25 protein-coding genes and 1 pseudogene are annotated in these 23,007 nt (G+C 71.3%); 12 read left to right on the top strand and 14 right to left on the bottom strand.

The window, feature by feature from the left end:
• Window positions 1–22: 22 nt before the first annotated feature.
• Window positions 23–1,180 carry an ABC transporter substrate-binding protein gene (locus tag ACIBQ1_RS35235; RefSeq protein ID WP_397283631.1) on the bottom strand — a complete coding sequence of 386 codons (1,158 nt, stop codon included), beginning with the start codon at window positions 1,178–1,180 and terminating at the stop codon, window positions 23–25.
• A gap of 239 nt (window positions 1,181–1,419) precedes the next feature.
• Here ACIBQ1_RS35235 and ACIBQ1_RS35230 point away from each other — a divergent pair, with 239 nt between their 5' ends.
• Together ACIBQ1_RS35230 and ACIBQ1_RS35225 are read left to right on the top strand one after the other, a co-directional pair.
• Window positions 1,420–2,130 carry a GntR family transcriptional regulator gene (locus tag ACIBQ1_RS35230; RefSeq protein ID WP_397283630.1) on the top strand — a complete coding sequence of 237 codons (711 nt, stop codon included), beginning with the start codon at window positions 1,420–1,422 and terminating at the stop codon, window positions 2,128–2,130.
• A 119-nt stretch (window positions 2,131–2,249) separates the two neighbouring features.
• Entirely contained in the window at window positions 2,250–3,623 is a 1,374-nt protein-coding gene (locus ACIBQ1_RS35225) for an MFS transporter (protein ID WP_397283629.1), read from the top strand.
• Between the two features lie 39 nt (window positions 3,624–3,662).
• Here the strand turns inward: ACIBQ1_RS35225 and ACIBQ1_RS35220 are convergent, their stop codons facing one another.
• Window positions 3,663–4,484, bottom strand: a complete 822-nt coding sequence (locus ACIBQ1_RS35220; RefSeq protein WP_397283628.1) for a lipase family protein — start codon at window positions 4,482–4,484, stop codon at window positions 3,663–3,665.
• Window positions 4,485–4,630: 146 nt separating this feature from the next.
• On the opposite strand from ACIBQ1_RS35220, the pseudogene ACIBQ1_RS35215 reads away from it, so the two are divergent.
• Window positions 4,631–5,650: pseudogene (locus ACIBQ1_RS35215) on the top strand (aldehyde dehydrogenase family protein); the annotation flags it as partial.
• A 261-nt stretch (window positions 5,651–5,911) separates the two neighbouring features.
• On the opposite strand, the gene ACIBQ1_RS35210 reads toward ACIBQ1_RS35215, so the two are convergent.
• Window positions 5,912–6,811, bottom strand: coding sequence for a helix-turn-helix domain-containing protein (locus ACIBQ1_RS35210; protein ID WP_397283627.1), 900 nt, complete (start codon window positions 6,809–6,811; stop codon window positions 5,912–5,914).
• Between the two features lie 78 nt (window positions 6,812–6,889).
• Here ACIBQ1_RS35210 and ACIBQ1_RS35205 point away from each other — a divergent pair, with 78 nt between their 5' ends.
• On the top strand, window positions 6,890–7,279 hold the full coding sequence (locus ACIBQ1_RS35205; protein WP_397283626.1) for a nuclear transport factor 2 family protein: 390 nt from the start codon (window positions 6,890–6,892) through the stop codon (window positions 7,277–7,279).
• Between the two features lie 97 nt (window positions 7,280–7,376).
• Here the strand turns inward: ACIBQ1_RS35205 and ACIBQ1_RS35200 are convergent, their stop codons facing one another.
• The 3 genes from ACIBQ1_RS35200 to ACIBQ1_RS35190 are packed head-to-tail and all read right to left on the bottom strand — an operon-like array spanning window position 7,377 to window position 10,461.
• Window positions 7,377–8,948: an ABC transporter permease gene (locus ACIBQ1_RS35200; RefSeq protein ID WP_397283625.1), complete on the bottom strand. Its 1,572-nt coding sequence runs from the start codon at window positions 8,946–8,948 to the stop codon at window positions 7,377–7,379.
• The gene (locus ACIBQ1_RS35195) at window positions 8,945–9,835 is read right to left on the bottom strand and encodes an ATP-binding cassette domain-containing protein (protein WP_397283624.1); all 891 of its coding nucleotides are present in this window, start codon (window positions 9,833–9,835) and stop codon (window positions 8,945–8,947) included. The genes ACIBQ1_RS35200 and ACIBQ1_RS35195 overlap by 4 nt, the downstream gene beginning before the upstream one ends.
• Window positions 9,832–10,461 carry a TetR/AcrR family transcriptional regulator gene (locus ACIBQ1_RS35190; protein WP_397283623.1) on the bottom strand — a complete coding sequence of 210 codons (630 nt, stop codon included), beginning with the start codon at window positions 10,459–10,461 and terminating at the stop codon, window positions 9,832–9,834. Before ACIBQ1_RS35190 ends, ACIBQ1_RS35195 begins: the two co-directional genes overlap by 4 nt.
• A 352-nt stretch (window positions 10,462–10,813) precedes the next feature.
• Between ACIBQ1_RS35190 and ACIBQ1_RS35185 the strand changes: the two genes are divergently transcribed.
• Complete coding sequence (locus ACIBQ1_RS35185) at window positions 10,814–11,128, top strand: hypothetical protein (protein WP_397283622.1); 315 nt, start codon at window positions 10,814–10,816, stop codon at window positions 11,126–11,128.
• A gap of 124 nt (window positions 11,129–11,252) precedes the next feature.
• On the opposite strand, the gene ACIBQ1_RS35180 is transcribed toward ACIBQ1_RS35185, so the two are convergent.
• Both ACIBQ1_RS35180 and hutH read right to left on the bottom strand, forming a co-directional pair.
• Window positions 11,253–11,717: a hypothetical protein gene (locus ACIBQ1_RS35180; protein WP_397283621.1), complete on the bottom strand. Its 465-nt coding sequence runs from the start codon at window positions 11,715–11,717 to the stop codon at window positions 11,253–11,255.
• Window positions 11,718–11,845: 128 nt separating this feature from the next.
• Window positions 11,846–13,552, bottom strand: coding sequence for a histidine ammonia-lyase (hutH, locus tag ACIBQ1_RS35175; RefSeq protein ID WP_397283620.1), 1,707 nt, complete (start codon window positions 13,550–13,552; stop codon window positions 11,846–11,848).
• Between the two features lie 189 nt (window positions 13,553–13,741).
• Between hutH and ACIBQ1_RS35170 the strand changes: the two genes are divergently transcribed.
• The 3 genes from ACIBQ1_RS35170 to ACIBQ1_RS35160 are packed head-to-tail and all read left to right on the top strand — an operon-like array spanning window position 13,742 to window position 15,077.
• Window positions 13,742–14,128: a PadR family transcriptional regulator gene (locus ACIBQ1_RS35170; protein WP_397283619.1), complete on the top strand. Its 387-nt coding sequence runs from the start codon at window positions 13,742–13,744 to the stop codon at window positions 14,126–14,128.
• On the top strand, window positions 14,125–14,832 hold the full coding sequence (locus ACIBQ1_RS35165) for an RDD family protein (RefSeq protein WP_397283618.1): 708 nt from the start codon (window positions 14,125–14,127) through the stop codon (window positions 14,830–14,832). Before ACIBQ1_RS35170 ends, ACIBQ1_RS35165 begins: the two co-directional genes overlap by 4 nt.
• Complete coding sequence (locus tag ACIBQ1_RS35160; RefSeq protein ID WP_397283617.1) at window positions 14,829–15,077, top strand: hypothetical protein; 249 nt, start codon at window positions 14,829–14,831, stop codon at window positions 15,075–15,077. The genes ACIBQ1_RS35165 and ACIBQ1_RS35160 overlap by 4 nt, the downstream gene beginning before the upstream one ends.
• 3 nt (window positions 15,078–15,080) lie before the next feature.
• Here the strand turns inward: ACIBQ1_RS35160 and ACIBQ1_RS35155 are convergent, their stop codons facing one another.
• Together ACIBQ1_RS35155 and ACIBQ1_RS35150 are read right to left on the bottom strand one after the other, a co-directional pair.
• Window positions 15,081–16,022 carry a hypothetical protein gene (locus tag ACIBQ1_RS35155; RefSeq protein WP_397283616.1) on the bottom strand — a complete coding sequence of 314 codons (942 nt, stop codon included), beginning with the start codon at window positions 16,020–16,022 and terminating at the stop codon, window positions 15,081–15,083.
• Entirely contained in the window at window positions 16,016–16,192 is a 177-nt protein-coding gene (locus ACIBQ1_RS35150) for a hypothetical protein (protein WP_397283615.1), read from the bottom strand. Before ACIBQ1_RS35150 ends, ACIBQ1_RS35155 begins: the two co-directional genes overlap by 7 nt.
• Window positions 16,193–16,425: 233 nt before the next feature.
• Between ACIBQ1_RS35150 and ACIBQ1_RS35145 the strand changes: the two genes are divergently transcribed.
• A complete protein-coding gene (locus ACIBQ1_RS35145; protein WP_397283614.1) occupies window positions 16,426–17,934 on the top strand; it encodes a helicase HerA-like domain-containing protein in 1,509 nt (502 codons plus the stop codon).
• 186 nt (window positions 17,935–18,120) lie between these two features.
• Window positions 18,121–18,735: a DUF6069 family protein gene (locus tag ACIBQ1_RS35140; RefSeq protein ID WP_397283613.1), complete on the top strand. Its 615-nt coding sequence runs from the start codon at window positions 18,121–18,123 to the stop codon at window positions 18,733–18,735.
• Window positions 18,736–18,779: 44 nt separating this feature from the next.
• On the opposite strand, the gene rpsO is transcribed toward ACIBQ1_RS35140, so the two are convergent.
• Together rpsO and ACIBQ1_RS35130 are read right to left on the bottom strand one after the other, a co-directional pair.
• Window positions 18,780–19,049 (bottom strand): 30S ribosomal protein S15, encoded by a 270-nt coding sequence (gene rpsO / locus ACIBQ1_RS35135; protein ID WP_397283612.1) that lies wholly within the window; start codon window positions 19,047–19,049, stop codon window positions 18,780–18,782.
• Window positions 19,050–19,422: 373 nt separating this feature from the next.
• Window positions 19,423–20,490 carry an alkene reductase gene (locus tag ACIBQ1_RS35130; protein ID WP_397283611.1) on the bottom strand — a complete coding sequence of 356 codons (1,068 nt, stop codon included), beginning with the start codon at window positions 20,488–20,490 and terminating at the stop codon, window positions 19,423–19,425.
• Between the two features lie 192 nt (window positions 20,491–20,682).
• Here ACIBQ1_RS35130 and ACIBQ1_RS35125 point away from each other — a divergent pair, with 192 nt between their 5' ends.
• A complete protein-coding gene (locus ACIBQ1_RS35125) occupies window positions 20,683–21,168 on the top strand; it encodes a MarR family winged helix-turn-helix transcriptional regulator (RefSeq protein WP_397283610.1) in 486 nt (161 codons plus the stop codon).
• Window positions 21,169–21,245: 77 nt separating this feature from the next.
• On the opposite strand, the gene ACIBQ1_RS35120 is transcribed toward ACIBQ1_RS35125, so the two are convergent.
• A complete protein-coding gene (locus ACIBQ1_RS35120) occupies window positions 21,246–21,464 on the bottom strand; it encodes a helix-turn-helix domain-containing protein (RefSeq protein WP_397283609.1) in 219 nt (72 codons plus the stop codon).
• A 122-nt stretch (window positions 21,465–21,586) separates the two neighbouring features.
• Here ACIBQ1_RS35120 and ACIBQ1_RS35115 point away from each other — a divergent pair, with 122 nt between their 5' ends.
• The gene (locus ACIBQ1_RS35115; RefSeq protein WP_397283668.1) at window positions 21,587–21,820 is read left to right on the top strand and encodes a DUF6010 family protein; all 234 of its coding nucleotides are present in this window, start codon (window positions 21,587–21,589) and stop codon (window positions 21,818–21,820) included.
• On the opposite strand, the gene ACIBQ1_RS35110 is transcribed toward ACIBQ1_RS35115, so the two are convergent.
• A complete protein-coding gene (locus ACIBQ1_RS35110; RefSeq protein ID WP_397283608.1) occupies window positions 21,798–22,982 on the bottom strand; it encodes an acyl-CoA dehydrogenase family protein in 1,185 nt (394 codons plus the stop codon). The genes ACIBQ1_RS35115 and ACIBQ1_RS35110 overlap by 23 nt on opposite strands.
• Between the last annotated feature and the right edge of the window lie 25 nt (window positions 22,983–23,007).

Genomic DNA, 23,007 nt, shown 5'->3' with positions numbered 1-23,007 from the left:
GCGTTTCCACTCGGCGTTCCCCTCAGCGGCCGAGCAGGCCGTTCCACTTGCCGGTGAAGGACTTGACCTCGGCGTCGGGAACCTTCTCGTACTTGGCGAGGATCACGTTGGCCTGGCCCACGGACCGCACCAGCTCCTGGTAGGTGTGCAGGCCGTCGCCGGTCGCGACGTCGTCGCGGTAGGAGGTGAGCCCGCCCTCGGCCACCGCCCGCTGGCCCTCCTGGGACAGGACGAAGTCCACGAACAGCTTCGAGGTCGCCGGGTGCGGCGCCTTGGCGGCGATGCCGATGCCGCGCGGCAGCACGACCGTGCCGTCGTCCAGGAAGGAGATCGCCAGCAGGCCGCCGCTCTTGGCCACCACCGGGTACGCCGGGGCGGCGCTGACGAAGAAGCCGGCCACGTACTCGCCGGAGGTGATCTTCTCCAGCTGGGTGCCGGACGAGGTCTCCGGCCTGGCCAGCGGCAGCACCGACTGCAGCGAGGTCCAGGAGTCGGGGCGGGCCGTGGTGAAGGCGTGCGAGACGGTGAAGCCGAACGCGCCGCTCACGTCCCGCGTGGTGATCTTGCTCTTGTACTGGGCGGGGTCCTTGGCCAGGATCGCCGCCAGGCTCTTCAGACCGGTCGGCTTCTCGGGCAGCAGCGAGGTGTTGTACGCGATCGACAGCGGATCCGTCGACATGGCGTAGACGTTGGGCAGCGGCTCGCCGAAGTCCGGGAGCTTGCCCTTCTCCGGTGAGGCGTACTCCATCAGGGTCCCCGGCCGGGCGGCGAAGTCGGCCCACGCCTGGGCGGCGTTCGACACGACCAGGTCGGCCGGCGAGTTGCCGGTGGCCTGCTCGCTGAGCACCCGCTGGAACACCTCGTCGCTGTCCAGGTTGTTGGCCGCGATCTTCGTGACCCAGGGGTACTTCTTCTCGAAGTCCCGGAAGATCGGCGCCCAGTTCTCCTGGTCGGTGTTGGAGTAGATGGTGAGGGTGCCGCCCTCCTTCTTGGACGCCTCGATGAGCTGGGCGTAATCGCCCGGGTAGTAGGACGGGGCCTGTCCCGTCGCGATCGTGTTCGGCGGCGGCTGCTTCGCCGCCGCGTCGCCATCACTGCCACCGCCGCCGCAGGCCGTGAGGAGGCCGAGCGCGAGTACGGCGCCGCCGAGGGCGCGGAAGGTGGGGTGGAAGGTGGTCATGTGCTTCCTCCTTGACCAGGCGAGACCGACCAGCCGTCGCCTGCGATGCCGCACACTCTGCTTCGTTATAACCTATGACGTCAAGCCTTCGTTTCCGGAATGTAACGCGACAAGCCTTCTGGACGTCTTATATCGGCCACGCTACAGAGCAGCTGCTTGCCGGAAGAGAGTCCCTCGTCTTGCCGACAGGGCCGGATGGCGGTGTAGGTTATAACGGTCACCGACGAGACAGGACAGCGATGAGCGAATCAGCGGCCGAGCTCTACACGACGAAGGCGGACTACGCCTACCTGCGCGTCAAGGAGCTGATCCTGTCCGGGAAGCTGCTCCCGGGCTCCGTCATCGCGCAGGCGCAGCTGGCCCGCGACATCGGCATCAGCACCACGCCTCTGCGCGAGGCGCTGCGCCGGCTCAAGAGCGAGGGGCTGGTCGAGCTCGACGCCCACCGCGACGCCCGAGTCGCGGCCCTGGCCGCCGAGGAGGCCCGCGACCTGCTCGAACTCCGCCGCTCCCTCGACCCCCTGGCGATCGCGCTGGCGGCCGAACGCCGCACCAAGGCCGACATCGCCGCGATACGCGCCGCCCACGAGGGCCTCAAGCCCCTGCCAGGCAACCCCGCCTACGAGCAGTTGGTCGCCCACCGCAGGTTCCACGCCGCCCTCTACACCGCCTCGCACAACGACCTGCTCATCCAGACGCTCGACGGGCTGTGGGACAAGTCCGACCGCTACCGCCGCCTCGCCCTGGAGGTCGAGCGCGGCCAGGCGGCCCGCGACCGCAAGGCCGCCGAGCACGAGGCGCTGCTGGAGTACGTGATCGCCGGCGACGCGGAGTCGGCGGCGGCCGTCATGCGCGAGCACATCGACACCAGCCTCGGCGCCCAGGCCGCCTGGCGGCTGCGCAAGCACGACGCCACCCCTGGTGCGGAAGCTTCGCCCGACCGGCCCTGAACAGCCGCCGGCGCCATCTCACTGCCGGCGAGCAACCGCGCTCACGGAGGGTTGCGCGACCTCACGAGGTGGGGAGGTCGCCGAATTGCCGGTTTTGTACTGTCTATACCCTTGCCGACGTGGAATTCCAGAGAGGTCTGGCCTTACTGGTCGCCGGCGCGTTCTTCATGGAGATACTCGACGGCACGGTGATCACCCCCGCCGCGCCGCACATCGCCGCGGAGCTCGGGATCGCGCCGATCGACGTCAACGTCGCGATCACCGCGTACGTGCTCACCATCGGCGTGCTGATACCGATCAGCGGCTGGCTGGCCGACCGGTTCGGCCCGCGACGGGTGTTCACGGCGGCGATCGCGCTGTTCGTGCTGGCCTCGATCGCCTGCGCGCTGGCCCCGAACCTGCCCGTGCTCACGATCGCGCGGGTGGTGCAGGGGGCGGGCGGGGCGATGATGGTGCCGGTCGGGCGACTCGTGGTGCTGCGGACGACGGCGAAGTCCGATCTGGTCCGGGCGATCGCGTACCTGACGTGGCCGGGCCTGTTCGCGCCGGTGCTGGCCCCGGTCGTCGGCGGGTTGCTGGCCGACTACGCGTCCTGGCGATGGATCTTCGTGATCAACGTGCCGCTCGGGCTCGTGGCCCTGTTCGTGGCGCTGCGGATCGTGCCCGACCTGCGCCCCGATGCCCCGGACCCGCTGGACCGCCCCGGGTTCGTCCTCATCGCGGTGGGTGTCGCCGGGCTGATCGTGGCGCTGGAGGGGCTCGGCTCGGGGTTCGGCCCGGCGACGGCGGTGGCGCTGGCGGTCGCCTGCGCGGGCCTCGGACTGGCGGTGCGGCACCTGTTGCGGGCTCCGCGCCCGCTCGTCGACCTGCGGATCCTGCGGGTGACGACGTACCGGGCCACGGCCGCGAGCGGATCGGTCTACCGCGGCGTGATCATAGCGATCCCCTTCGTGCTGCCGCTGCTCTTCCAGGTGGGGTTCGGCTGGTCGGCGGCGCAGGCAGGGCTGGTGGTGATCGCGCTGTTCGTGGGGAACGTCGGGATCAAGCCCGCCACCACGCCGCTGATGCGCCGGCTCGGGATCCGCGCCGTCCTGCTCTGGTCGATCGCGATCGGCGCCGCGTGCCTGTTCGGGATGGCGTTCCTCCAGGCCACGACCCCGCTGCCGGTGATCCTCGCGCTGCTGCTGGTGAGCGGGATCGTACGATCGACGGGGTTCACCGCGTACAACAGCGTGGCCTTCGCCGACGTCGACCAGGACCGGATGAACCACGCCAACACGCTGCTGTCGACGCTGCAGGAGCTGGGCGCGGGCCTCGGCGTGGCCGTCGGCGCGCTGCTCGTCCGGCTGGGCGAGTCGGTCCCCGTGGGGGCGGGCGCCGCCGGGCCGTACCGCGTGGCTTTCGTCCTGCTCTCGATCTTCCTGGCGCTCCTGGCGATCCCCGCGCTGCTTCTCCCCCGCACCGCCGGCGACGTGGTGACCGGCCGCGCCTAGGCACGGCGCCGCCCCGTTGAGCGCGCCCGGCGTGGCGGCTCAGCGGAGGTTGGCGTCGAAGTTCGCCAGGTAGGCGTTGATGAAGTGGTCGCGCACCCCGTCGGCGCCGGGCGCCAGCACGTCGGCGGCGCGGCCGTTGAGCCGGTCGGCCAGGCCCGCCATGAGCGGCGTCTTCTTCTCCCGCAGCTTGCCCTTGGCGTCGAAGTAACGTTCCTCGGCCACATGCTGGAACAGCGGCGGCGGCGGGAGCTGGGCGACGACGTCGTTGTTGTTGACGAAGCGGAACATCCGCCCCCGGAACGCCTTGTCGTAGGCGGCGGCCAGCACCGGGCAGCAGGTGCGGGGCTGGCCGAAGGTGTAGACCCCGTCGGCCAGCAGGCTCGGGTCCTCGAAGTACGTACGCGTCGCCGCCAGCATGGCCAGGGCGCCGCCCAGGCTGTGCCCGGTGAACCACAGTGACTGCCCGCCGGTGCGCCAGTTCTCCAGCATGTCCAGCATGGCCGGATGCACCACGTCCAGGGCGCGGTAGAAGCCGGAGTGGATCATGCCGGTCCCCGCGGCGTACGGCGCCAGCAGCGTGTTGGCGTCCGACAGCCAGTCACGCAGCTCCTCCGGCTGGGTGCCGCGGAACGCCACGATGATCATGCGATCGTTGGCCGCGATGTAGGCCTGCGTGTCCACCAGCGGGAACGGCGGGACGTGCGGCACGCGGAAGGAGGTCACGCGGTCGAAACCCCAGCTGTTCGCCACGGCCTTGACCCGCTGCTCGTCCTTGTAGGCCAGCTCGGCGGCGTAGGCCAGGCAGCGCGCGTGCGCGAGGCTGTAGCCGGTGGCCGCGTGATCGAAGCTGATCGTGGTCATGTGTCCCCCTCGGTGGGGGGAGCTGCTGATCCGGCGTACGGCTCACATCTATCACGCGGGATCGGACGGGCTTGTGGTGCCACGCCCGCGTTGGCCCGATACGCCGCCTGTCCCCGGCCGGGGCGACTTCTTCGCCCCGGCCACTCATGGGCGCTCAGCCGGCGCGGCAAATCCCGTTTCATCAAGGAACTCGAAAGCGAACTGGGCACCGACTGGGCCCGTTCAGCAGGAGGATTGTTGAACAATGCTACGATCGACCACATTCCGCGGCCCACCAGCGAACAGGGACACCTTTGACCAGTTACGGCTCCGTCGAAGACACCGTGCGCGCCTGCGCGACCAAGGCCAAGCAGAGCTGTCCCTCCCTCGAACGCGCGACGGACGCCGGCATCGACACGGCGCTGCGCGGCATGGCCGAACGGCTCCGGACCGCCCGGCACACCCTCCTCCCCGCCAACGAGCAGGACCTTGCCGCGGCCACCTCCGCCGGAATGTCCCCGGCCCTCCAGGACCGCCTGCGCCTGACCCCCGCACGGCTCGACGCCATGGCCGCGGAACTGCGCACCCTGGCCGACGTGCCGTACGAACCCCGCGACAAGGTCCTCGAAAGGCGCCCGGACCACCTCACCCTGCTGGAGCGCCGCCGCCCCGTCGGCGTCATCGGCGCCAACTTCGAAGCCCGCCCCAACGTCACCCTCGACATCGCCTCCCAGCTCCTCAAATCACGCAACGCGGGCGTCCTGCGCACGGGCTCCGCCGCGCTGCGCTCGTCCCAGGCCATCGTCGACCACGTCGTCGCGCCGGCCCTCGGCGAAGCCGGGCTCGACCCGGAGGCCGTCCAGCTGGTCCCCAGCGAGGACCGCGCGGCGGCGTACGCGCTGGTGGCCCTGCCCGAGCTCATCCCGCTGGTCATCCTGCGCGGCAGCGGCGACAGCACCCGCGACCTCGGCCGCGAGGCCGCCCGGCACGGCGTGCGCACCCTCGCCCACGCCGACGGCGGCGGCGTCCTGTACGTGCACCCGACCGCCGCCGACGACACCGTCGAGCGGCTCATCACCGACAGCCTCGACCGGCTGGGCGTGTGCAACCGGCTCAACCTGCTGCTCATCGACCGGTCCGGCTACGACGAGCGGCTGCCCCGTATCCTCGAACTCCTGGACCGGCTGGACATCACCGCGTCCCTCCCCCCGCACGCCCACCCCCGTGGATACGAGTGGTCGCTCGACCCGGACCGCGCGGCCACCGTGACCGTCGACGTCGCCGACGGCCCGCTCCACGCGGCCCGGATCGCCAACGAGGAGACCTCCGGGCTGGCCGCCGCCGTCGCGTCCGAGGACCCGGCCGCCGCCGCGCAGTTCATCGACGCCTACACCGGCTCCGGGGTCTTCTGGAACTCCACCACGCGGCTGCTGGACGGGTTCAAGCTGCTACGGCTGCCGGAGACCGGCATCAACATCGACCGGGTGCCCGGCCCGCGGGGGCCGGTGAGCTTCCGCGACCTGTACGTGCGGCAGTACGTGGTCGTGCCGAGCGACCGCCTCGACCCCTGACCGGCCGGCCTGGGCCCCGGCCTTCGTGAAGTAGGCGGCGCTCTCCGCGTCCACCGGGTAGTACGACTCGATCGCGATCTCGTCCAGCGTGATGTCCATCGGGGTGCCGAACGTGGTGGTGGTCGAGAACAGCCGCAGTTCCCGTGCGCCGAAGCGAAAGATCATCGAGATCACGACCTCGGACTCGACCGGCCGGCTCACGTCCCCGGGGCCGGGCGCCAGCAGTTCCTCGTAGAGCGCGGCGAGCTCGGGGTCGGGAGCGGCGGCGAGCTGACGTCCGATCCGGACGCGGAGCACCGCACGCACCTCGGCGAGATTGACGATCCGCGGAGCGAGCCCACGCGGGTCCAGCCCCAACCGCACCAGGTTGATCGGCGGTCGCAGCAGGTCGGGGGCCACGTCCGCGAGGAACGGGTCGAGAGCGCGGTTGCTCATCACGATGTTCCACCGGCGATCGTGGACCAGCGCCGGGTACGGCTCGTGCGCGCGGAGCACCCTCTCGACCGCGCCCCAGGCCGTCGACAGCGCCTCCCCGCCGGGCGGCCGCTCGGCGTACCGGGGTGCGAAGCCGGCGGCGAGCAACAGCCGGTTGCGCTCACGCAGCGGCACATCGAGCTGATCCGCGAGCCGGAGGACCATGTCGGCGCTCGGGTTGGACTTGCCGGTCTCCACCAGGCTGACGTGACGCGCTGAGACGTCGGCGGCGATGGCGAGATCGAGCTGGCTGAGACGCCGGCGGTGCCGCCACTGCCGCAGCAGCTCTCCGACCGTGTGCATGACCGCCGATGTTACTCCCGATGCGCCATGAAATGGGACTTCATCGACACCCGTCGCGACGGCCGGAACACTGCTGCCATGACCACTGACAACAAGAGCATCGTCCAGCGGGCCCTGGCAGGACTGGTCGAGACCGGCGACGTCGACGCGCTGGGATCGTTGCTGAGCGCTGACTTCATCCATCACAGGCCGGACTCGACCTCGTCGACCAAGGCCGAATGGCTCGCCGCCGTGCGCGCCGCGCTCGTCCCGCTCGCCGGCATGCAGGTCGAGATCCAGCACGTGCTGGCCGACGGCGATCACGTCGTGATGTACTCCCGGCGCCGGCTTCCCGGGGCCGGACCCGAGATCGTGGTCGTCGACATCTGGCGCCTCGACGACGGGCTGATCACCGAGGCGTGGGAGATCATCGAGCCGGTGGCCCAGGCGGCCGCCAACCTGACGTGGTGGGCACCCGCCGATCACTGACCCCGGCCAGGAGCCGCACCTGGCCGCCCCTGCCCGGGGCGGCCAGGGCGCGGCGGGCGCCTGAGCGGGCGACGGCGGCACAGTGCCGCGCATGCGTTCAGGCGGACGGCACCAGGTTGCGGCGGCGCAGGAACGCCAGCCCCGCCGCGGCCAGCGCGGCGGCCACCGCGGTCAGCCCCAGCAGCGGCGCCACCGACGACGAGGCGTCGCCCAGCAGGATCGCCGGCACGTGCACGAACGGCGAAAGGTTCAGGACGACCCCCGTGGCCAGCTTGAACTCCGCCAGCAGGTCCACGACCAGGAAGAGGCCGAGCGCGGTCCAGCTCATGGCCGCCGCCAGCCGTGGCAGCAGGCCGAACACCAGCGTCGCGATCCCGACCACGGTCCAGACCGCGGGCAGGTACGCCAGCGTCGCCCCGGCCACGCGGACCACGTCGCCGTCGTAGGTGAGCCCCGCCGCCGCGCCCAGCACGGCCAGCAGCAGCGCCGGGCTCGCGACGGCGAACACCAGGTGGCTGAGCGCCCAGCGCAACCGGCCGACGGGGGTGGACAGCAGCAGTTCGGCCCGGCCGGCCGCCTCCTCGCCACGGGCGCGCAGCGCCGACACCAGGGCCGCTCCCGTGACGAGCTGGCTGAGCACGTACATCACGAACGTGAAGAACACGTCCGAGATGCGGGCACCGGTGCCGCCGATGGTCGCGGCCAGCTGCTGGAACTGCGGCGTGTCCAGCTGGCTGTCCAGCCCACGCGCCGACACGCCGAGCATGGCGCCCAGCAGCCCGAACCCGATCGCGAAGCCCGCGAGCGTGCCCCGGTGCAGCCGCCCGGCCAGGCCGAACGCGCCCGGCAGCGCTCCGGTGGCGGGCCCCTGGCGGGTGGGCACCAGGCCCCCGGCCACGTCACGCCGGGTGGACAGCACGAAGGCGGCCGTCACCACGGCGGCGACGAACAACGCGATCAGCCCCAGCACCCACCACTGGTCACCGGCGTAGGGCTTGGTCAGCCGGACCCAGCCGAACGGCGTCAGCCACGCGAGCCAGCCGATGCCGCCGCTGTCAGCCAGCGAACGCACCGCGAACAGCACTCCGCCGACGGCGATCGCGATGCCGCGCGCCGCACCGGATGACGAGGTGAGCTGCGCGGTGACGGCGGCCACGGCCGCGAACGCCCAGCCGCCCCCGGCGGTGGACAGCCCGAACAGCAGCGAGGAACCCGCGGGCAGGCCGTTGCCGACCAGGGTGAGCACCGACAGCAGGCCCAGCAGCAGGTTGGCGGCCAGCACGACCGCGAGCGCGGCGGCCAGCGGGGCGTGGCGGCCGATGACGCCCGACGACAGCAGCTCGCGCCGGCCGGTCTCCTCCTCGACCCGGGTGTGCCTGGTCATCAGCAGGATGCTGATCAGCCCGCCGATCAGCGCGAGGGACGAACCGAGCGTCCAGGCGGTCAGCCCGCCGACGCTCGCGTCGTAGATGTGCCCGCGTAAGGCCAGCTGCGCGGGGTTGCTCACCGAGGCCGCCGCGAAGGCGTCGCGGGCGGCCTGGTCGGCGTACAGGTCGGTGGTGGCGGAGGCGATGCTCGCCGGCAGCAGCGCGGTGATCGCGATCCACACCGGCAGCAGCACGCGGTCCCTGCGCAGGATGAGCCGGATCAGCACCCAGGTGCCGGTCATGCGGCGGCTCCCTCGTAGTGGCGCAGGAACAGCTCCTCCAGCGTCGGCGGCTGCGTGGTCAACGTGCGCACGCCCGCCCTGGCCAGCTCGGCGAGCACCGCGGTGAGCGCCTCGCCGTCCACCTGGCAGCGCAGCCGGGCGCCGTCCACGGTCAGATCGTGTACGCCGGGCAGCGCGGCCAGGCCGGGCGCGGCCCCGATCAGCTCGGCCGTCACCGAGGTGCGGGTGAGATGGCGCAGGTCGGCCAGACTGCCGGACTCGACGGTACGGCCGGCGCGGATGATGCTGACCCGGTCGCACAGCGTCTCGACCTCGGAGAGGATGTGGCTGGACAGCAGCACGGTGCGGCCGTTGCGCTTCTCGTGCAGGACGCAGTCGTTGAAGACCGCCTCCATCAGCGGGTCCAGGCCGGAGGTCGGCTCGTCCAGCACCAGCAGCTCCACGTCGGAGGCGAAGGCGGCCACCAGCGCCACCTTCTGCCGGTTGCCCTTGGAGTAGGTGCGGCATTTCTTGCGCGGGTCGAGCTCGAACCGATCGAGGAGTTCGGCACGCCGCGCGGGGTCGAGGCCGCCGCGTACCCGGCCCAGGAGGTCGATGACCTCGCCGCCGGTGAGCGAGGGCCACAGGGTGACATCGCCGGGCACGTAGGCGAGCCTTCGGTGCAGCTCGGTGGCGTCGTGCCAGGGGTCGCCGCCGAGCAGTTCGACCCGGCCGCCGTCGGCGCGCATCTGGCCCAGCAGGACGCGGATCGTGGTGGTCTTGCCCGCGCCGTTGGGGCCGAGGAAGCCGTGCACCTCCCCCGTCCTGACGGTGAGGTCGAGCCCGTCCAGGGCTCTGGCCTGGCCGAAGGTCTTGACCAGGCCGTCGACGTGTACCGCGGCGTTCATTGTTGTCCCTCGAACTTCTCCAGCCCCGTCCGCGCCTGTTCGAACAGCTCGCGGCCGAGGAATTCCGGTCTGATCAGGTCAAGCTGGGCCTTGCCGACGCGCAGCGCGCCCTGCGGGGCGTAGAGGTCCGTGCCGAGCGCGCGGGAGACGTGCTCGTGCAGCACCGTGATGCCGAGCTTCATCGCCGTCAGGACGGTCGCGCGGGCGCGATGGTCGGCCTCGGAGTGCTGGTCGTCGTCGGCGAGATGCTCCTCGGTCACGCTCACGAGGTCGTCGAACATGGTCGCGGCCGCCGGGGAGCCCTCCACGAGCGCGCGGCCGAGGTACTTCATCAGGGGCGGCGCGGTGCGGTGGACGTGCTCGATGAATTCGGGCTTCTCCAGGTTGTGGTTGCTGACGCCCGCGTTGACCTGCTCACGTATGTAGCTGAGGACGTACTCGTCGCAAGCCTCCCTCAGCGCCTCCTTGGTGCCGAAGTGGTGCTGCACCAGGCCGGGCGAGACCTTGGCCGCCTCGGCGATCCCGCGGATCGTGGTGGCCTTGACCCCCTGCTCGGCGAACAACGCCATCGCGGCGTCCCGGATGCGGGCCCGCGTCGTCAGGTCCTCTTCAGATATTGGTCGCACGTCCAAGATTCTATACAGATGTATTGGTTGCCATGCAAGCGTTCAACGGACTCGCATGCGGGGGTCCTCAGGAAGATGCTGGGGATCGACCGGCCCGAACCACCGGCTCGCCGTCACGGCGACCGTGCGCTCCCCCGCGGGCTCCTCGGCCATCGCCGAGCGCGACGTCGCCGGGGGGATGATCAGGCGCCGCCCCTTTTCAGTGCGTGAGCAGAGGCGGCGCCTCCGTCTAGATTCCCTCGAACACCAGAACTCACACCAGCCACGTCCACTCCACCCGAAACGTGAGGTTCGCGAAGAGATCACGCTCACACTTGCCAAGATCGGCATCGACAGGCGATCATGAACGCCCGTGACGAAAAAGATCCTTTCCAGCATCGCCGGCATCGCTCTCGGGGCCGCCACCCTCATCGGCGGCACCGCTGCCCCCGCGGCCGCCGTGAGCAGCTGCTCCAAGACTGCGAGCACCGACCACTCCGTGAGCGTCAAGTGCACCAGCGGGCTCGAGACCTACTTCCGGGTCTACGGCTACTTCTGCTCCACCTCGTCCTGCTCCTACCTGCCGGGCAGCCTGGTCTACGTGGGCAGCACGAGCAAGGCCACCAGCGGCGCCTACTACAGCGGCAAGTGGTACGTGAAGGGCTGCTACGTGACCGACGGCTGCTGAGTCGCCCGGGCCTGGACCGCTGCTCACGGTTCAGGCCCTCGACCTGCTGCTTCGGGCCGCGGCGACCGGCCATCGCCGCGGAGAAGCGGTGCCGGGCGACGCGGTGTGCGGACGCCCAGGTTCGTCAGCTTCGGCTGCAGCAGCGGGCATAGAGGTCGCGGGCACTGGCGTGAAGGAGCTGGCTCGACTCGCGCCGCATACCGCCGACCGGCCATGCGGCGCCGAGCACCTCCACAGCCATGAGGTCCGCGTACAGGCGTCGTCCTTGGGCTCGTACGTCCTTCGCGACGACGGGATCGACGAGGGCGATCATGGCGGCGGCGTACATCCATCGAGATCGCCACCGCGCCAAGGCGACGCCGCGCTCCTGCCGCGTCGTGGCGTCGCGCATGCCCGTACGGACGTCCTCGACCGCGGTGGCCAGCGCCAGGACGGCCCGGCGAGCCCGTTCCCTGCGGGCGGCGCGGCGCCGGATCCTCCACCGGATCAGTGCCGCGCAGGCTCCCAGCAGCATCACGATGCCGATCGACGATATCCCCGCAGCGCCCCACGGTCCGGCCGCGTCCGCCCCAGCGGTGTCTGCAAGCATGTCCGGACCTTACGGGCCGCGGGGCCAACAGCCGATCAAGCCCGGCACTTGCCACGATCAAGATGGACGCCGCCCAGGCGCCGCGCAGGCCACCCGTTGACCGTGCGCTCCAGGGGCGCCGGCGTGCGTCAGCGGGCCGCGGACGGTATGAGGCGCCGGTCTCGGACGAGCCAGATGGCGCGCTCCAGGTCAGGGGTCATGTAGCGGTCGTCGCCCAGGGGCGTGACGTACCGCCTGAACTCCGCGTGCAGGGCCCGCGTGACGGCGCCGAGCGGCAGGCCCGCCATCTTCTGCGCGATGAGGTCGATGCCCTGCGCCGCCATCAGGTACTCGACGGCCAGGATGACCGCGAGGCGGTCCAGGTTGTCCTGGAGGTGCCTGACCGAGGCCATCGCCATCGTGTTGTGGTCCTCCTGCCCGTCCTTGACCGGCCGGGACAGCGTTCCCGCCGGCGTGGCTCTGGCCTGCATCTCCGGGATCAGCGCGGCGGCCACCGTCTGGACCTGCACCATGCCGGAGTTGAGGCCGACGGTCCCGCCGGCGAGGTTCGCGGGCAGGCCGTAGCTCCACCTGGGCGACAGCAGCCGCCCGGTCAGCTCCTGCGACAGCACCCCGACGTCGGTGATCTCCGCGTTCAGGCTGTCGGCCAGGTGTCCCATGACGGAGGCGTCCCAGTTGCCGCCCATCACGAACTCGTACCCGCGCCCGTCCGCGCGCTGGAAGACCAGCGGGTTGGAGGTCGAGGAGTTGGCCTCCCGCACCAGGGCGCGGCGCAGGTCGGCCAGCACGTGCCGCAGCCCGGCCATGATGTGCGGCGCCGCGCGCACGGACACCGCGTCCTGGATGCGCGGCTCGTAGTTCGCCGGGTCAAGGCGCCTGCGGCCCTCCTCCGTCATCCAGCCCGAGCCCGAGATCATCGTACGCAGCCGCGCGGCCACCGCGTCCTCCTCGGGAATGTGGCGTTCCTTGTGGGTACGCGCGTCGAGCGATCCCTGCTCGGCCCTCGTCGCCTCCATGAACAGGGCGAAGGCGCCCTCCGCCTGGTCGGCGAGCGCGGTGGCCCGGTACACGGCGTCCATCAGCATGGCGGCCACGACGGTGCTGCCGCTGACGATGGGCAGCGCCTCCCCTGCCTGGAAGACGAACTCCCTGGGCAGCCCGGCCTGCGGCAGGATCTCGGAGGCGGGCCCCTCCCTGCCCATGTAGCGCACGGGCGCTTCCTCGCCGAGCGCCGCCAGCCCCGCGGCGGCCTGCGGTTGCAGGTCTCCGGTGCCCAGCGACCCGATCTGCGGCATCCGCGGGATGACTCCGGCGTTGACCATGGACAGCAGGCGCTGGGGCACCTCGGGCCGCACCCCGTACGTTCCCCTGGCCATCTGGTTCGCTTTGAGGATCAGGGCCAGCCTGGCCACGTTGTCGGGCAGCGGCTCGCCGACGCCCGCGGCGTGGGAGCGCAGGACGTTGCGCTGGAACTGCTCGGCCTGTTCGGGCGAGAGCGGGCGGTCCTTGAGCGGCCCGAGCGCCTGGTTCCAGCCGTACACGCGCTGGGTGGCCAGGGCGGCGAGCGCCCCCTGGCGCGTACGGTTCATGGCCGCCGGCACGGTCGCCGCGAGCTGTGCGGTGACGGGACGGCCCGCGAGGATCGCGAAGGCGTCCCGCAAGGAGAAGGAGCCGCCGTCCAGCACCAGGCTCAGCGCCTGCGGCGCCTGCGGCGGCTGCGCGGGCGCCGTCACCGTGGACGGGCGTCGTTCGGGGGTGGCGGTGGCCTGGCCCGGTACGCACACGACGGCGAGCAGAGCCACACCGGCGGCAATTCGTCCAACCTTGGTCGTCAACGTGTCCCCCGGTCTTCCTGACGTAGATCAGCAACGCTCCCTTTTAGGCACGGAATGAGGGGACACAGAAGACGGCTCGGCAATGGCGGGACAAATGCTGACCCAGCCTCGACCGGACCGATGACCTCCTTCATGCCAAGGACACCCGCATACCTTGTCGCGCAAAGTATGGTGTCGTACATTGCTCATATGCCCGAGGACACCGAGGCGCCGCCGGGATCGGCCACCGTCGCCCGTCTCCGCCGCGAGCTCGCGCGGGGCACGACCGAGCTGGCCGTGCTGTCCGTCCTCGACGTCCGCCGCCGGTACGGCTACGAGCTGCTGAAACTGCTGCGGCAGGCGGGCGAGGGGGTTCTGGAGGTCAAGGAGGGCACGCTCTACCCGCTGCTGCACCGGCTGGAGGACGCCGGCCACATCCAGGCGACCTGGGAGGCGGAAGGGCGGGCCAGGCCGCGCAAGTACTACGTCATCACCCCGGACGGTCGCACCTACCTCGCCCTGCTGCGGGCCGAGTGGAGCGGCCTGGTGGACGGGATGCGACAACTACTCGACACCCTTGGCGAGGTGCAGGAATGAGCGACGACCGGCGGATCATCGACGACTACGTGGACAGGGCCGGACGCCACCTGACCGGCCCGGCCCGGGACAGGGCGAAGGCGGAGCTGGGCGAACACCTGTCCGACGCGGCGGAGGCCGGCGAGCTGACCGAGGCCCTGAGCCGGCTCGGCGCCCCGGAAGAGGCGGCGGCCACGTTCGCCGAGCTCCCGGCCGCGCCACTCGCCCGCGTGGAGGCCAGGTTCGTCGCCGTGCTGATCGACAACCTGCCGCTCGCCGGCGTCACGATCGCGCTGCTCGTCCAGGGGCTGGCCCGGACGGTCGGGCAGGGGGGCGGGTTCACGCTGGCGTTCCCGCCCTTTGTGTACGTCAGGGTCGGCGACGTCTGCGTGTCCCTCTTACCCCTGGGGTGCGACACCGGCGCCTACGACTCCGCCGGGCCGCTCTACACCCTGGGCGTCCCGCTCGCGCTGGCCTGGTCGATCGTCGGGCTGGGCCTGCTGGAGGCGTGGACCGGCACGACGCCGGGCAAGCGCGCCATGAGACTCCGCGTGGTGACCGAGGCCGGGCTGCGCATCCACCCGGTCACCGGCATCGTGCGCCGGCTCAGCCTGCTGCTGGGGCCGTTCGCCTGGCTGGACTGGGTGCCCGTGGTGTGGGGCGACCGGCGACGCGTGCTCGATCGCCTGGTCGGGACCAAGGTCGTGGCCGGGGAGACCCGGTGAACCCCGCCGGCCCGCGCGTCCCGCCCCTCGTGGCGCCGGCCGTCGGGGTGGCGCTGTGGTTCGTCCCCACCGGGGCGCAGCGCGCGTCCCATGTGCCCGGCTCGGGCTGGGCCACCACGCTGACCATGGTCGCCGTCGGATCGGTGCTCTTCGTCGGCCTCTACCGGGTGCGCCGCAACCTGTCGTTGTGCGTGGGCGCGCACGCCGTCACCAACCTGCTCATCCTGGCCGACGCCGCCTCCTGAACCTCAGGCGCGGTTGACGGCGCGCAGCTTCCACGGGTGCAGCAGCTTGGTCCGCGGCTCCGGGATGCCGCCGGCGGACCCCGCCTCCTGAAGGGCGGCGGTGAGCCACTCCGTGCTCACGGGCCGGCCGTCGTCCTGCTTGATGAGCGGATCGCCGGCGGACCGGGTGGAGCTCAGCACCCTCAGCCAGGGATGCACCCAGGCGGGGACCGGGAAGCTGACGATGTCCCCTCGATCGTCGCGCATGGTGACGAGCACCAGCGCGTTGCCCGACCCGTGACCCACGGCGTGCAGGTCCTCGCTGGTCAGGCAGGCGAGCGTGGCCGCTCCGGCGCCGGTGGCCTCGATCAGGGCGACGGCCACCGCCTCCGCCACGCGGCCGTCCGCGGCCAGCCGGGAGGCGCCGTGGCGCAGCAGCCGCCGTTCCTGGCTGGTGATCGTCGGCGGGTGGTCGACGCCCTGGGGCTCGCTCGCGGGCCGGGCGACGGCGGCACCCTGCCGGATCGCGCCGATCGACCAGGCGAACCAGTAGAAGGAGGACAAGGCGCGATGCTTCTTCGTCACGGTCGCGCCGGAGAGGGCCTTGCCGGGGTTGCGTACGCCGACGGTGAGGGTGCCGCTCCGGGCCTGCTCGCAGTAGGCGTCCAGGTGCGCTCCGGTGGCGGCGAGCAGCCCCAGGCCCGGCTCGGCGGCCTGCAGCCAGCGCAGGAACGCGGCCAGGGTCTGCAGGCATGACTGCCGCGTGGTCGCGCTGGGCCGGTCACTCAGCCAGGCGGCCACCGTCCGCCGCGTGTGCCGGTCCAGGGAGTCGATGAGCTCGACATCGGCGCGGGGGCGCAGTCCGGCGATCTGCCCGACGCCGGACTGGGGGCGCCGGCGCGCGGCCCGGGTCCCGGCCGCCGGCGCGTTCGCTCCTCCTGCGGGCGCGTACGACATGTTCACCACGCGCGCGCCGGTGGGAGCTCGGCGGCGCGGGGGTCTCCCCCGCCGACGCGCACGCCGGCGGCGCACGGCAGAACCGCCTGGCCGCGGGTCGGCGACGCGGCCATGGCGATCGCTGCCGCGGCCGTCGTGAAGACATCGCCGCCGCAGCCGGCAGTCAGACCAATCATCATCGTGTTGATCTTCTCATGGATGGAGGGACGGTGGCGTCGCCAATCCGGCTGCGGGCGGAGTGCCCGCGTACGGGGCTGTGGCCGCTGCCGCCGGGCACCTTGAGGAGTTCCACCCTGGGCGCCCAGGGATGCCCTTTTACACTCTTTTTCGTGACATATACGTAACGATGGGTAAACACCAGTTCGGGGACGCCCGGCGATTTCGCAGGTGAGCAGCCGAACGGGGAGATCTGATGAAGGGGTACGACGTCGAGGGACCAGCACTGGAACTCGGGGCCCTGGTGCGTGAGGACGGCACCGCCGACCCCTCGGAGCAGATCCGGATCTCCCTGAGCATGCTGAACCGGCACGGGCTCGTGGCCGGCGCCACCGGAACGGGCAAGACCAAGACCCTCCAGCTCATGGCCGAGCAGCTCGCGGCCCAAGGCGTCCCGGTCTTCCTCGCCGACATCAAGGGTGACCTGTCGGGGCTCGCCTCACCGGGCACGACGTCCGACCGTGTCACCCAGCGGGCCGCCGAGGTGGGGCAGACGTGGCAGTCCGTGGCCTGTCCGGTGGAGTTCTTCTCCCTGGGCGGTCTGGGGACCGGGGTGCCGATCCGCGCCACCATGACCGCCTTCGGGCCGACGCTGCTCGCCAAGGTCCTCGGGCTCAACGAGACGCAGGAGTCCTCGCTCGGACTGATCTTCTACTTCGCCGACAAGCACGGGCTGCCCCTGCTCGACCTCAAGGACCTGATCGCGGTCATCCGATACCTGACCGACACCCCGGAGGCCCTGAGCGGGATCGGCGGGCTGTCGGCGGCGACGGCCGGGGTCATCCTGCGGGCGCTGACCAACTTCGAGGCGCAGGGGGCGGAGGCGTTCTTCGGCGAGCCGGAGTTCGACGTGCGCGACCTGCTGCGCGTGACGGGCGACGGCAAGGGGATGGTCTCCGTTCTCGAACTGCCCGCCGTGCAGGACCGGCCGCAGCTCTTCTCCACCTTCCTGATGTGGCTGCTCGCCGATCTCTTCCAGGTGCTCCCCGAGGTGGGCGACGTCGACAAGCCGAAGCTCGTGTTCTTCTTCGACGAGGCGCACCTGCTGTTCAACGACGCGTCCAAGGCGTTCCTGCAGTCGATCACCCAGACCGTGCGGCTGATCCGGTCGAAGGGCGTGGGCGTGTTCTTCGTCACCCAGACGCCGAACGACGTGCCGTCCGACGTGCTGGCCCAGCTCGGCGCGCGCGTGCAGCACGCCCTGCGCGCCTTCACCCCCCAGGACGCCAAGGCACTCAAGGCCACCGTCTCGACCTTCCCCGCGTCCTCGTACGACCTGGAACGGCTGCTCACCGAGCTCGGCATCGGCGAGGCCGTCGTCACGGTCCTGTCGGAGACGGGCGCGCCGACCCCCGTGGCCTGGACGCGGCTGCGCGCCCCGCAGACGCTCATGGCGCCGTCGAGCCCGGACGTGGTCGAGGGCGTCATCGCGGCCTCGCCGCTGCAGCAGAAGTACGGCGCGGCGGTCGACCGCCAGTCGGCCTACGAGATCCTGTCCGCGAAGCTGGCCGAGCAGCAACAGGCCGAGGCCCCCGAAGCCGCCCGCGAGCCGGAAAGGCCCAGGGAACCGGAGCGGAGGCCGTCCATGCTGGAGAGCGTGCTGGAGTCGAAGGAGTTCCGTTCCATGGCCCGCTCGGCGGCCTCCGCCCTCGGCCGGGAGATCACCAGATCCATCTTCGGCACCGCCCGCCGCGGACGACGCTGAACCGTCGAAGACTCCCGTGCTCCCGGACCGGGCGGGGGACGCGGACCGGCAGCTGAAGCCGCGCGACATGCGGGCGAGGGTATGGCGGCGAACGCCCTGCCGGCCCGGAAGGCCGCTCTGCCCTCTTGACTGCGCGTGTAAGGTGCTCGAAGTGCCTGATCAGCATCCGCGACAAGGGTGATTCGCATGTCATACCCCTCCCACGATGGCTACGATCGCCGCCCGGCCTCGACCCGGCCGAGAGTGAATCCCGCGCGAGTGTGGGGAGGCGGCGTGGCGGCCGCCGTGGTGGCCGCACTGATCGTGGTGGTCGGCGTCATGATCAGCAAGAACCTGCTCGGCATCCGCGTGCTCACCCCCGACGGGGCGCCCGCCTACGGCAGCGCGGCGACCACGGGGTACGCGATCTCGGCCGCCGCGGTGGCGCTCATCGCCACGCTGCTGCTCTACATCCTCATGCTGTCCACCCCGGAGCCGACCAGGTTCTTCGGGTGGATCGCCGGGCTCGGCAGCGTCATCCTCACGATCCTGCCGTTCATGAACTCCGCGGACCTCATCGAGCAGATCGCCACGTCCGTCATCAATCTGGTCATCTGCGTCGCGATCCTCTCGCTGCTGGCGTCGATCGGGCGTACGGCCATCGAGGAGGCGCCGGATCCGGGGCCGTACCCGTACGAGCAGCCGCGGGGCTACGAGCAGCCCAGGTACGAGCAGCCCCGGTACGAGCGATCACGTGACCACGAGCAGCGCGGCTATGAACAGCGCGGCTACGAGCGCCGGGAGCACAACCCGTACGACTAGGAGCCGGGGGAAGCGGGGTTGCGGTCGTTCCCCCGGCACGGGTGTCATCGACGCAGGCCGAGCCGCTGGATGAGGCGTCGGTAGCGTTCGATGTCGATCCTGCGTAGATACTTCAGCAGTCGCCGCCGACGGCCGTTGAGCAGCTGCAACCCGCGACGGCTGTGATGATCCAGCTGGTGGGTGCGCAGATGCGCGGTGATGTCGGCGATCCGATGGGTCAACAGCGCGATCTGCACTTCGGGTGAACCGGTGTCACCTTCGAAGGTCGCGTACTGCGCGATGATCGCCTTCTTCTGCGCGTCTTCGAGCGCCATGATCTCCCTGATCTCTGGAGGTCGGTCAGCGCGCAGTCAGGCCGCCGCGGCGAGGGCCGGAAGGGTCAGGGCCGCGGGGCCTGGTGGGCATGTTTGCGCTGACCAGGGTTTTTCCTGCTGCGTTGATCAGAGTCGGTAGACATGCTGGGCTCCTCCCGTTCCGCGACACGATCCAGAAAGGCGACCGGCGGTTTCACCCGCCGTGCCGATCCTTGGCCGGTCGATGCGCGAAACGCAACTGATTTATCCGTTCACGGTCGAGGGCGGGCGGGGCGACCGGCTCGTCGGCCCGGGAGTGGCCCTGCCGCAGGCACGACGGCGCCCGGCCGGATGTCCGGCCGGGCGCCGGGTTGATCACCCCCTGAGGTCGAGGTCAGCCGAGGGCGGGGTAGTCGGTGTAGCCGCGGTGGTCGCCGCCGAAGAAGGCGGCGGGGTCGGGGGTGTTGTACGGGCCACCGGCGGCGAGGCGGGCGGGGAGGTCGGGGTTGGCCAGGAACAGCGCGCCGAAGGCGACCATGTCGGCGGTGCCGTCCTCCACCAGCTGCAGGGCGTCGGGTCCGGTGGCCGCGGGGTGGGTGTACGGGTTGAGGATGAGCGCGCCGGGCCAGTTCTTGCGCAGGCGCCGGGTCAGGTCGCGGTCCGGGCTCTCCACCAGGTGCAGGTAGGCCAGGCCGAGCGGGGCCAGCCGGGTCACCAGGGCGCCGTAGGTCTCTTCCAGGTCGTCCTCGGCGATGTCGTTGTAGGGGTTGCCCGGGGAGAGTCGAAGGCCCACCCGTTGCCCGCCGACGGCCTCGGCCACGGCAGTGGCCACCGCGACGGCGAAGCGGATGCGGCCCTCGACCGTCCCACCCCAGGCGTCGGTCCGGCGGTTGGCGTTGGGGGCGAGGAACTGCTGGATCAGGTAGCCGTTGGCGCCGTGGAGTTCCACTCCGTCGAACCCGGCGGCCACGGCGTTGCGTGCCGCGGCGGCGAAGTCGTCGACGGTCCGGCCGATCTCGGCCTCGGTCAGCTCTTTGGGGGTGACGAAGTCCTTGGGGCCCTGGTGGGTGTAGATCTGTCCCTTGGCCGGCACGGCGGAGGGGGCGACCGGGTGCAGGCCGTCGGGCAGGAGGCTGGGGTGGCCGATCCGGCCGGTGTGCATGAGCTGCGCGAAGATCACACCGCCCGCGCGGTGGACGGCGTCGGTCACCTGCCGCCAGGCCGCGACCTGTTCGGCGGAGTGCAGCCCGGGAGTGTCGGGGTAGCCCTGGCCGACCGCCGACGGCTGGGTGCCCTCGGTGACGATCAGGCCGGCGCCGGCCCGCTGCGCGTAGTAGGTGGCCATCAGGTCGGTCGCGCCGGCGCCGGGACCGTAGGCGCGGCTTCGGGTCATCGGGGCCATGACGATGCGGTTGGCCAGGCGCTTGCCGCCCAGCTCGAAAGAGTCGAATGCCGTTGGCATGATCACGTTCCTTGTTCCGATAATGCGGTGCCACAGGTTCGGCACCACCCAGAGTTACCTGTTCGAGCAAATAAGTTCGAGGATCCATTCCCGGCGACTCTGTGAGCTGCGTTACCTGCGGCTAGAAGCCGTTCCAGCAGGCACGCTAGGATGACCGTTTGTCCGAGCAGCTACTTGGTCGAGGAGAGGCCGATGGGAACAGAGCCCGCCACGACGGCCGGTACACCGCTGCCGCCCTCCGTCCAGGCAGGCCCGCTCAACCACGCGATCCTCCGGGTCGCGCGCCTGCACCGCATGCTCGCCGCGCAACTGCTGCGCCGCGTCGGCCTCCACCCCAGCCAGGAGCTGGTCATGATGCAGCTGTGGGACCTGGGCCCCCAGCGTCAGACCGACCTGGTGCGGATGCTCGGCTCCGACGCCGCCACCATGACCCGCACCGTCCAGCGCCTGGAGCACGCTGGCTTCGTCCGCCGCCGCCCCAGCGCCACCGACAAACGCGCCACGATCATCGAGCCCACCCCCGCCAGCCAGGCCCTGCGCCGCGAGGTCGAAGGCATCTGGGCCGAGCTCGAACGCAGCGTCACCGGCGACCTGACCCCCGACCAGCAGGCCGAGGCCCTCGAAGTGCTCGGGCAGATCGAGGCCGGTCTCGTCCGCGCCGCCACGCAGGGCGCGTAAGGCCCCGCGCCCGGACCATCAGGGTCTGGCTCGCCGCTCGCGCACGATGGCCGGGCGCCGCCGGTCTCCGGGGAAGATCAGGAGGCGCTCGTCCGGAAGGAGGAGCGGTAGGACTGCGGAGTGACGCCAACGACGCGTTTGAACCGCTCCCGGAACGCGGTTGCCGAGCCGAACCCGGCCTGCGCGGCGATGCGCTCGACGCCATGGTCGGTGGTCTCCAGCAGCGACCCCTGGGGCACCGGCGGCTGGGCGTGGCGGATGAACTGCGCCTGCCCGCCCTCCCGTTCCAGGGGCATCACCGACAGCCGGGCCGAGTCGGCGGCGACCGCGGAGCCGAAGTCCCGCCGGATGATGTGCAGGCACAGGTCCAGGCCGACGGCGGCCCCGGCCGAGGTCAGGAAGGCGCCGCTGGACCTGGATCGGCGCCGGCTGGCTGCTCCACACCGCCTGGGACGTCCTGCACCACCTCCAGGGGAACCCGATCCTGCCCTTCGCCGCGCTCTCCTCCTTCGGCTGCGCCATCTGCGACCCGGTGGTGGCGCTGTGGTGCTTCGCGGGCGGGCCGTCGGTCTTCAGGTGGGTACGCGCCCGCGAAGCCCGCGGCGGACCGGCCGCAGACGTAGCCGAGGTCAGTCCAGACCGCCGCGTTTGACCAGCTGGGCGGCGATGACGTTGCGCTGGATCTCGTTGGTGCCCTCGCCGACGATCATCAGCGGCGCGTCGCGGAAGTAGCGTTCCACGTCGAACTCGGTGGAGTAGCCGTAGCCGCCGTGGATGCGTACGGCGTTGAGCGCGGCTTTCATGGCGGCCTCCGAGGCGAACAGCTTGGCCATGCCGGCCTCCATGTCGCAGCGCCCGCCGCTCTCGTACCGTTCGGCGGCGTGCAGGATGAGCTGGCGGGCGGCGGTGAGCTCGGTGGCCATGTCGGCGAGGTGGTTGCCGACGGCCTGGTGCTTCCAGATGGGCCTGCCGAAGCTCTCCCGCTCCTGCGCGTAGCGCAGGGAGTCGTCGAACGCCGCCCGCCCCACCCCCAGCGCGCGGGCGGCGACCTGGATGCGGCCGACCTCCAGGCCCTTCATCATCTGCGCGAAACCGCGGCCTTCCTCGGCGCCGAGCAGGGCGGTGCGCGGTGCCCGGAAGCCGTCGAAGACCAACTCGCAGCTCTCGACGCCCTTGTAGCCGAGCTTGGGCAGGTCGCGCGAGAGCGTCAGGCCCGGCCCGTGCTCGACGAGCAGGATGGAGATGCCTTTGTGGCGGGGGCGCGCGGCGGGGTCGGTCTTGCACATCAGGGCGATCAGCTGGGAGCGGCGGGCGTTGGTGATCCAGGTCTTGGCGCCGTCGACCACGTACCCGTCGCCGTCCCCGCGCGCAGTGGTGGTCATGGCCTGCAGGTCGGAGCCGCCGCCCGGTTCGGTGAGCGCCATGGTCGCGCGGATCTCGCCGGTCGCCATCCTGGGCAGATAGTGGTCCTTCTGCTCCCGCGTGCCGAAGGCGAGGATGAGCTTGGCCACCACGGTGTGCCCGCCCATGGCGCCGGCCAGGCTCATCCAGCCGCGGGCGAGCTCGGCGGTGACCAGGGCGTAGCACGGCATGGACACCGGCGCCTCGCCCCAGGGCTCGGGGATGGCCAGGCCGAAGATGCCCAGCTCCTTCATCTGGTCGATGAGCTCGGCGGGGTAGGTGTCGGCGTGTTCCAGGTCGCGGGCGACGGGCCGGACCTCACGCTCGACGAATTCGCGGACCGTGTCGACGACGGCTTGTTCCTCAGTGGTTAGCCCAGTGGTGTGCCCAGTGGTGCGCCCAGTGGTGTGCATGGTCCTGCCTCCTGTGCTGATCTTG

Source organism: Nonomuraea sp. NPDC050153, assembly GCF_044460125.1.
In the GTDB taxonomy this organism is placed as follows: Bacteria; Actinomycetota; Actinomycetes; order Streptosporangiales; family Streptosporangiaceae; genus Nonomuraea.
This window is presented reverse-complemented; position numbering and strand designations above follow the sequence as displayed.

Excerpts from the sequence above, each read along its gene's own strand:
- ACIBQ1_RS35235 (WP_397283631.1), bottom strand. The coding sequence starts at position 1,180 with ATGACCACCTTCCACCCCACCTTCCGCGCCCTCGGCGGCGCCGTACTC.
- ACIBQ1_RS35200 (WP_397283625.1), bottom strand. The coding sequence starts at position 8,948 with ATGACCGGCACCTGGGTGCTGATCCGGCTCATCCTGCGCAGGGACCGC.
- ACIBQ1_RS35220 (WP_397283628.1), bottom strand. The coding sequence starts at position 4,484 with ATGACCACGATCAGCTTCGATCACGCGGCCACCGGCTACAGCCTCGCG.
- ACIBQ1_RS35165 (WP_397283618.1), top strand. The coding sequence starts at position 14,125 with ATGAGCGACGACCGGCGGATCATCGACGACTACGTGGACAGGGCCGGA.
- ACIBQ1_RS35140 (WP_397283613.1), top strand. The coding sequence starts at position 18,121 with ATGTCATACCCCTCCCACGATGGCTACGATCGCCGCCCGGCCTCGACC.
- ACIBQ1_RS35195 (WP_397283624.1), bottom strand. The coding sequence starts at position 9,835 with ATGAACGCCGCGGTACACGTCGACGGCCTGGTCAAGACCTTCGGCCAG.
- ACIBQ1_RS35120 (WP_397283609.1), bottom strand. The coding sequence starts at position 21,464 with ATGCCCCTGGAACGGGAGGGCGGGCAGGCGCAGTTCATCCGCCACGCC.
- ACIBQ1_RS35230 (WP_397283630.1), top strand. The coding sequence starts at position 1,420 with ATGAGCGAATCAGCGGCCGAGCTCTACACGACGAAGGCGGACTACGCC.
- ACIBQ1_RS35210 (WP_397283627.1), bottom strand. The coding sequence starts at position 6,811 with ATGCACACGGTCGGAGAGCTGCTGCGGCAGTGGCGGCACCGCCGGCGT.
- ACIBQ1_RS35125 (WP_397283610.1), top strand. The coding sequence starts at position 20,683 with ATGGGAACAGAGCCCGCCACGACGGCCGGTACACCGCTGCCGCCCTCC.
- ACIBQ1_RS35205 (WP_397283626.1), top strand. The coding sequence starts at position 6,890 with ATGACCACTGACAACAAGAGCATCGTCCAGCGGGCCCTGGCAGGACTG.
- ACIBQ1_RS35110 (WP_397283608.1), bottom strand. The coding sequence starts at position 22,982 with ATGCACACCACTGGGCGCACCACTGGGCACACCACTGGGCTAACCACT.
- ACIBQ1_RS35130 (WP_397283611.1), bottom strand. The coding sequence starts at position 20,490 with ATGCCAACGGCATTCGACTCTTTCGAGCTGGGCGGCAAGCGCCTGGCC.
- ACIBQ1_RS35145 (WP_397283614.1), top strand. The coding sequence starts at position 16,426 with ATGAAGGGGTACGACGTCGAGGGACCAGCACTGGAACTCGGGGCCCTG.
- ACIBQ1_RS35150 (WP_397283615.1), bottom strand. The coding sequence starts at position 16,192 with ATGATGATTGGTCTGACTGCCGGCTGCGGCGGCGATGTCTTCACGACG.
- ACIBQ1_RS35170 (WP_397283619.1), top strand. The coding sequence starts at position 13,742 with ATGCCCGAGGACACCGAGGCGCCGCCGGGATCGGCCACCGTCGCCCGT.
- ACIBQ1_RS35180 (WP_397283621.1), bottom strand. The coding sequence starts at position 11,717 with ATGCTTGCAGACACCGCTGGGGCGGACGCGGCCGGACCGTGGGGCGCT.
- rpsO (WP_397283612.1), bottom strand. The coding sequence starts at position 19,049 with ATGGCGCTCGAAGACGCGCAGAAGAAGGCGATCATCGCGCAGTACGCG.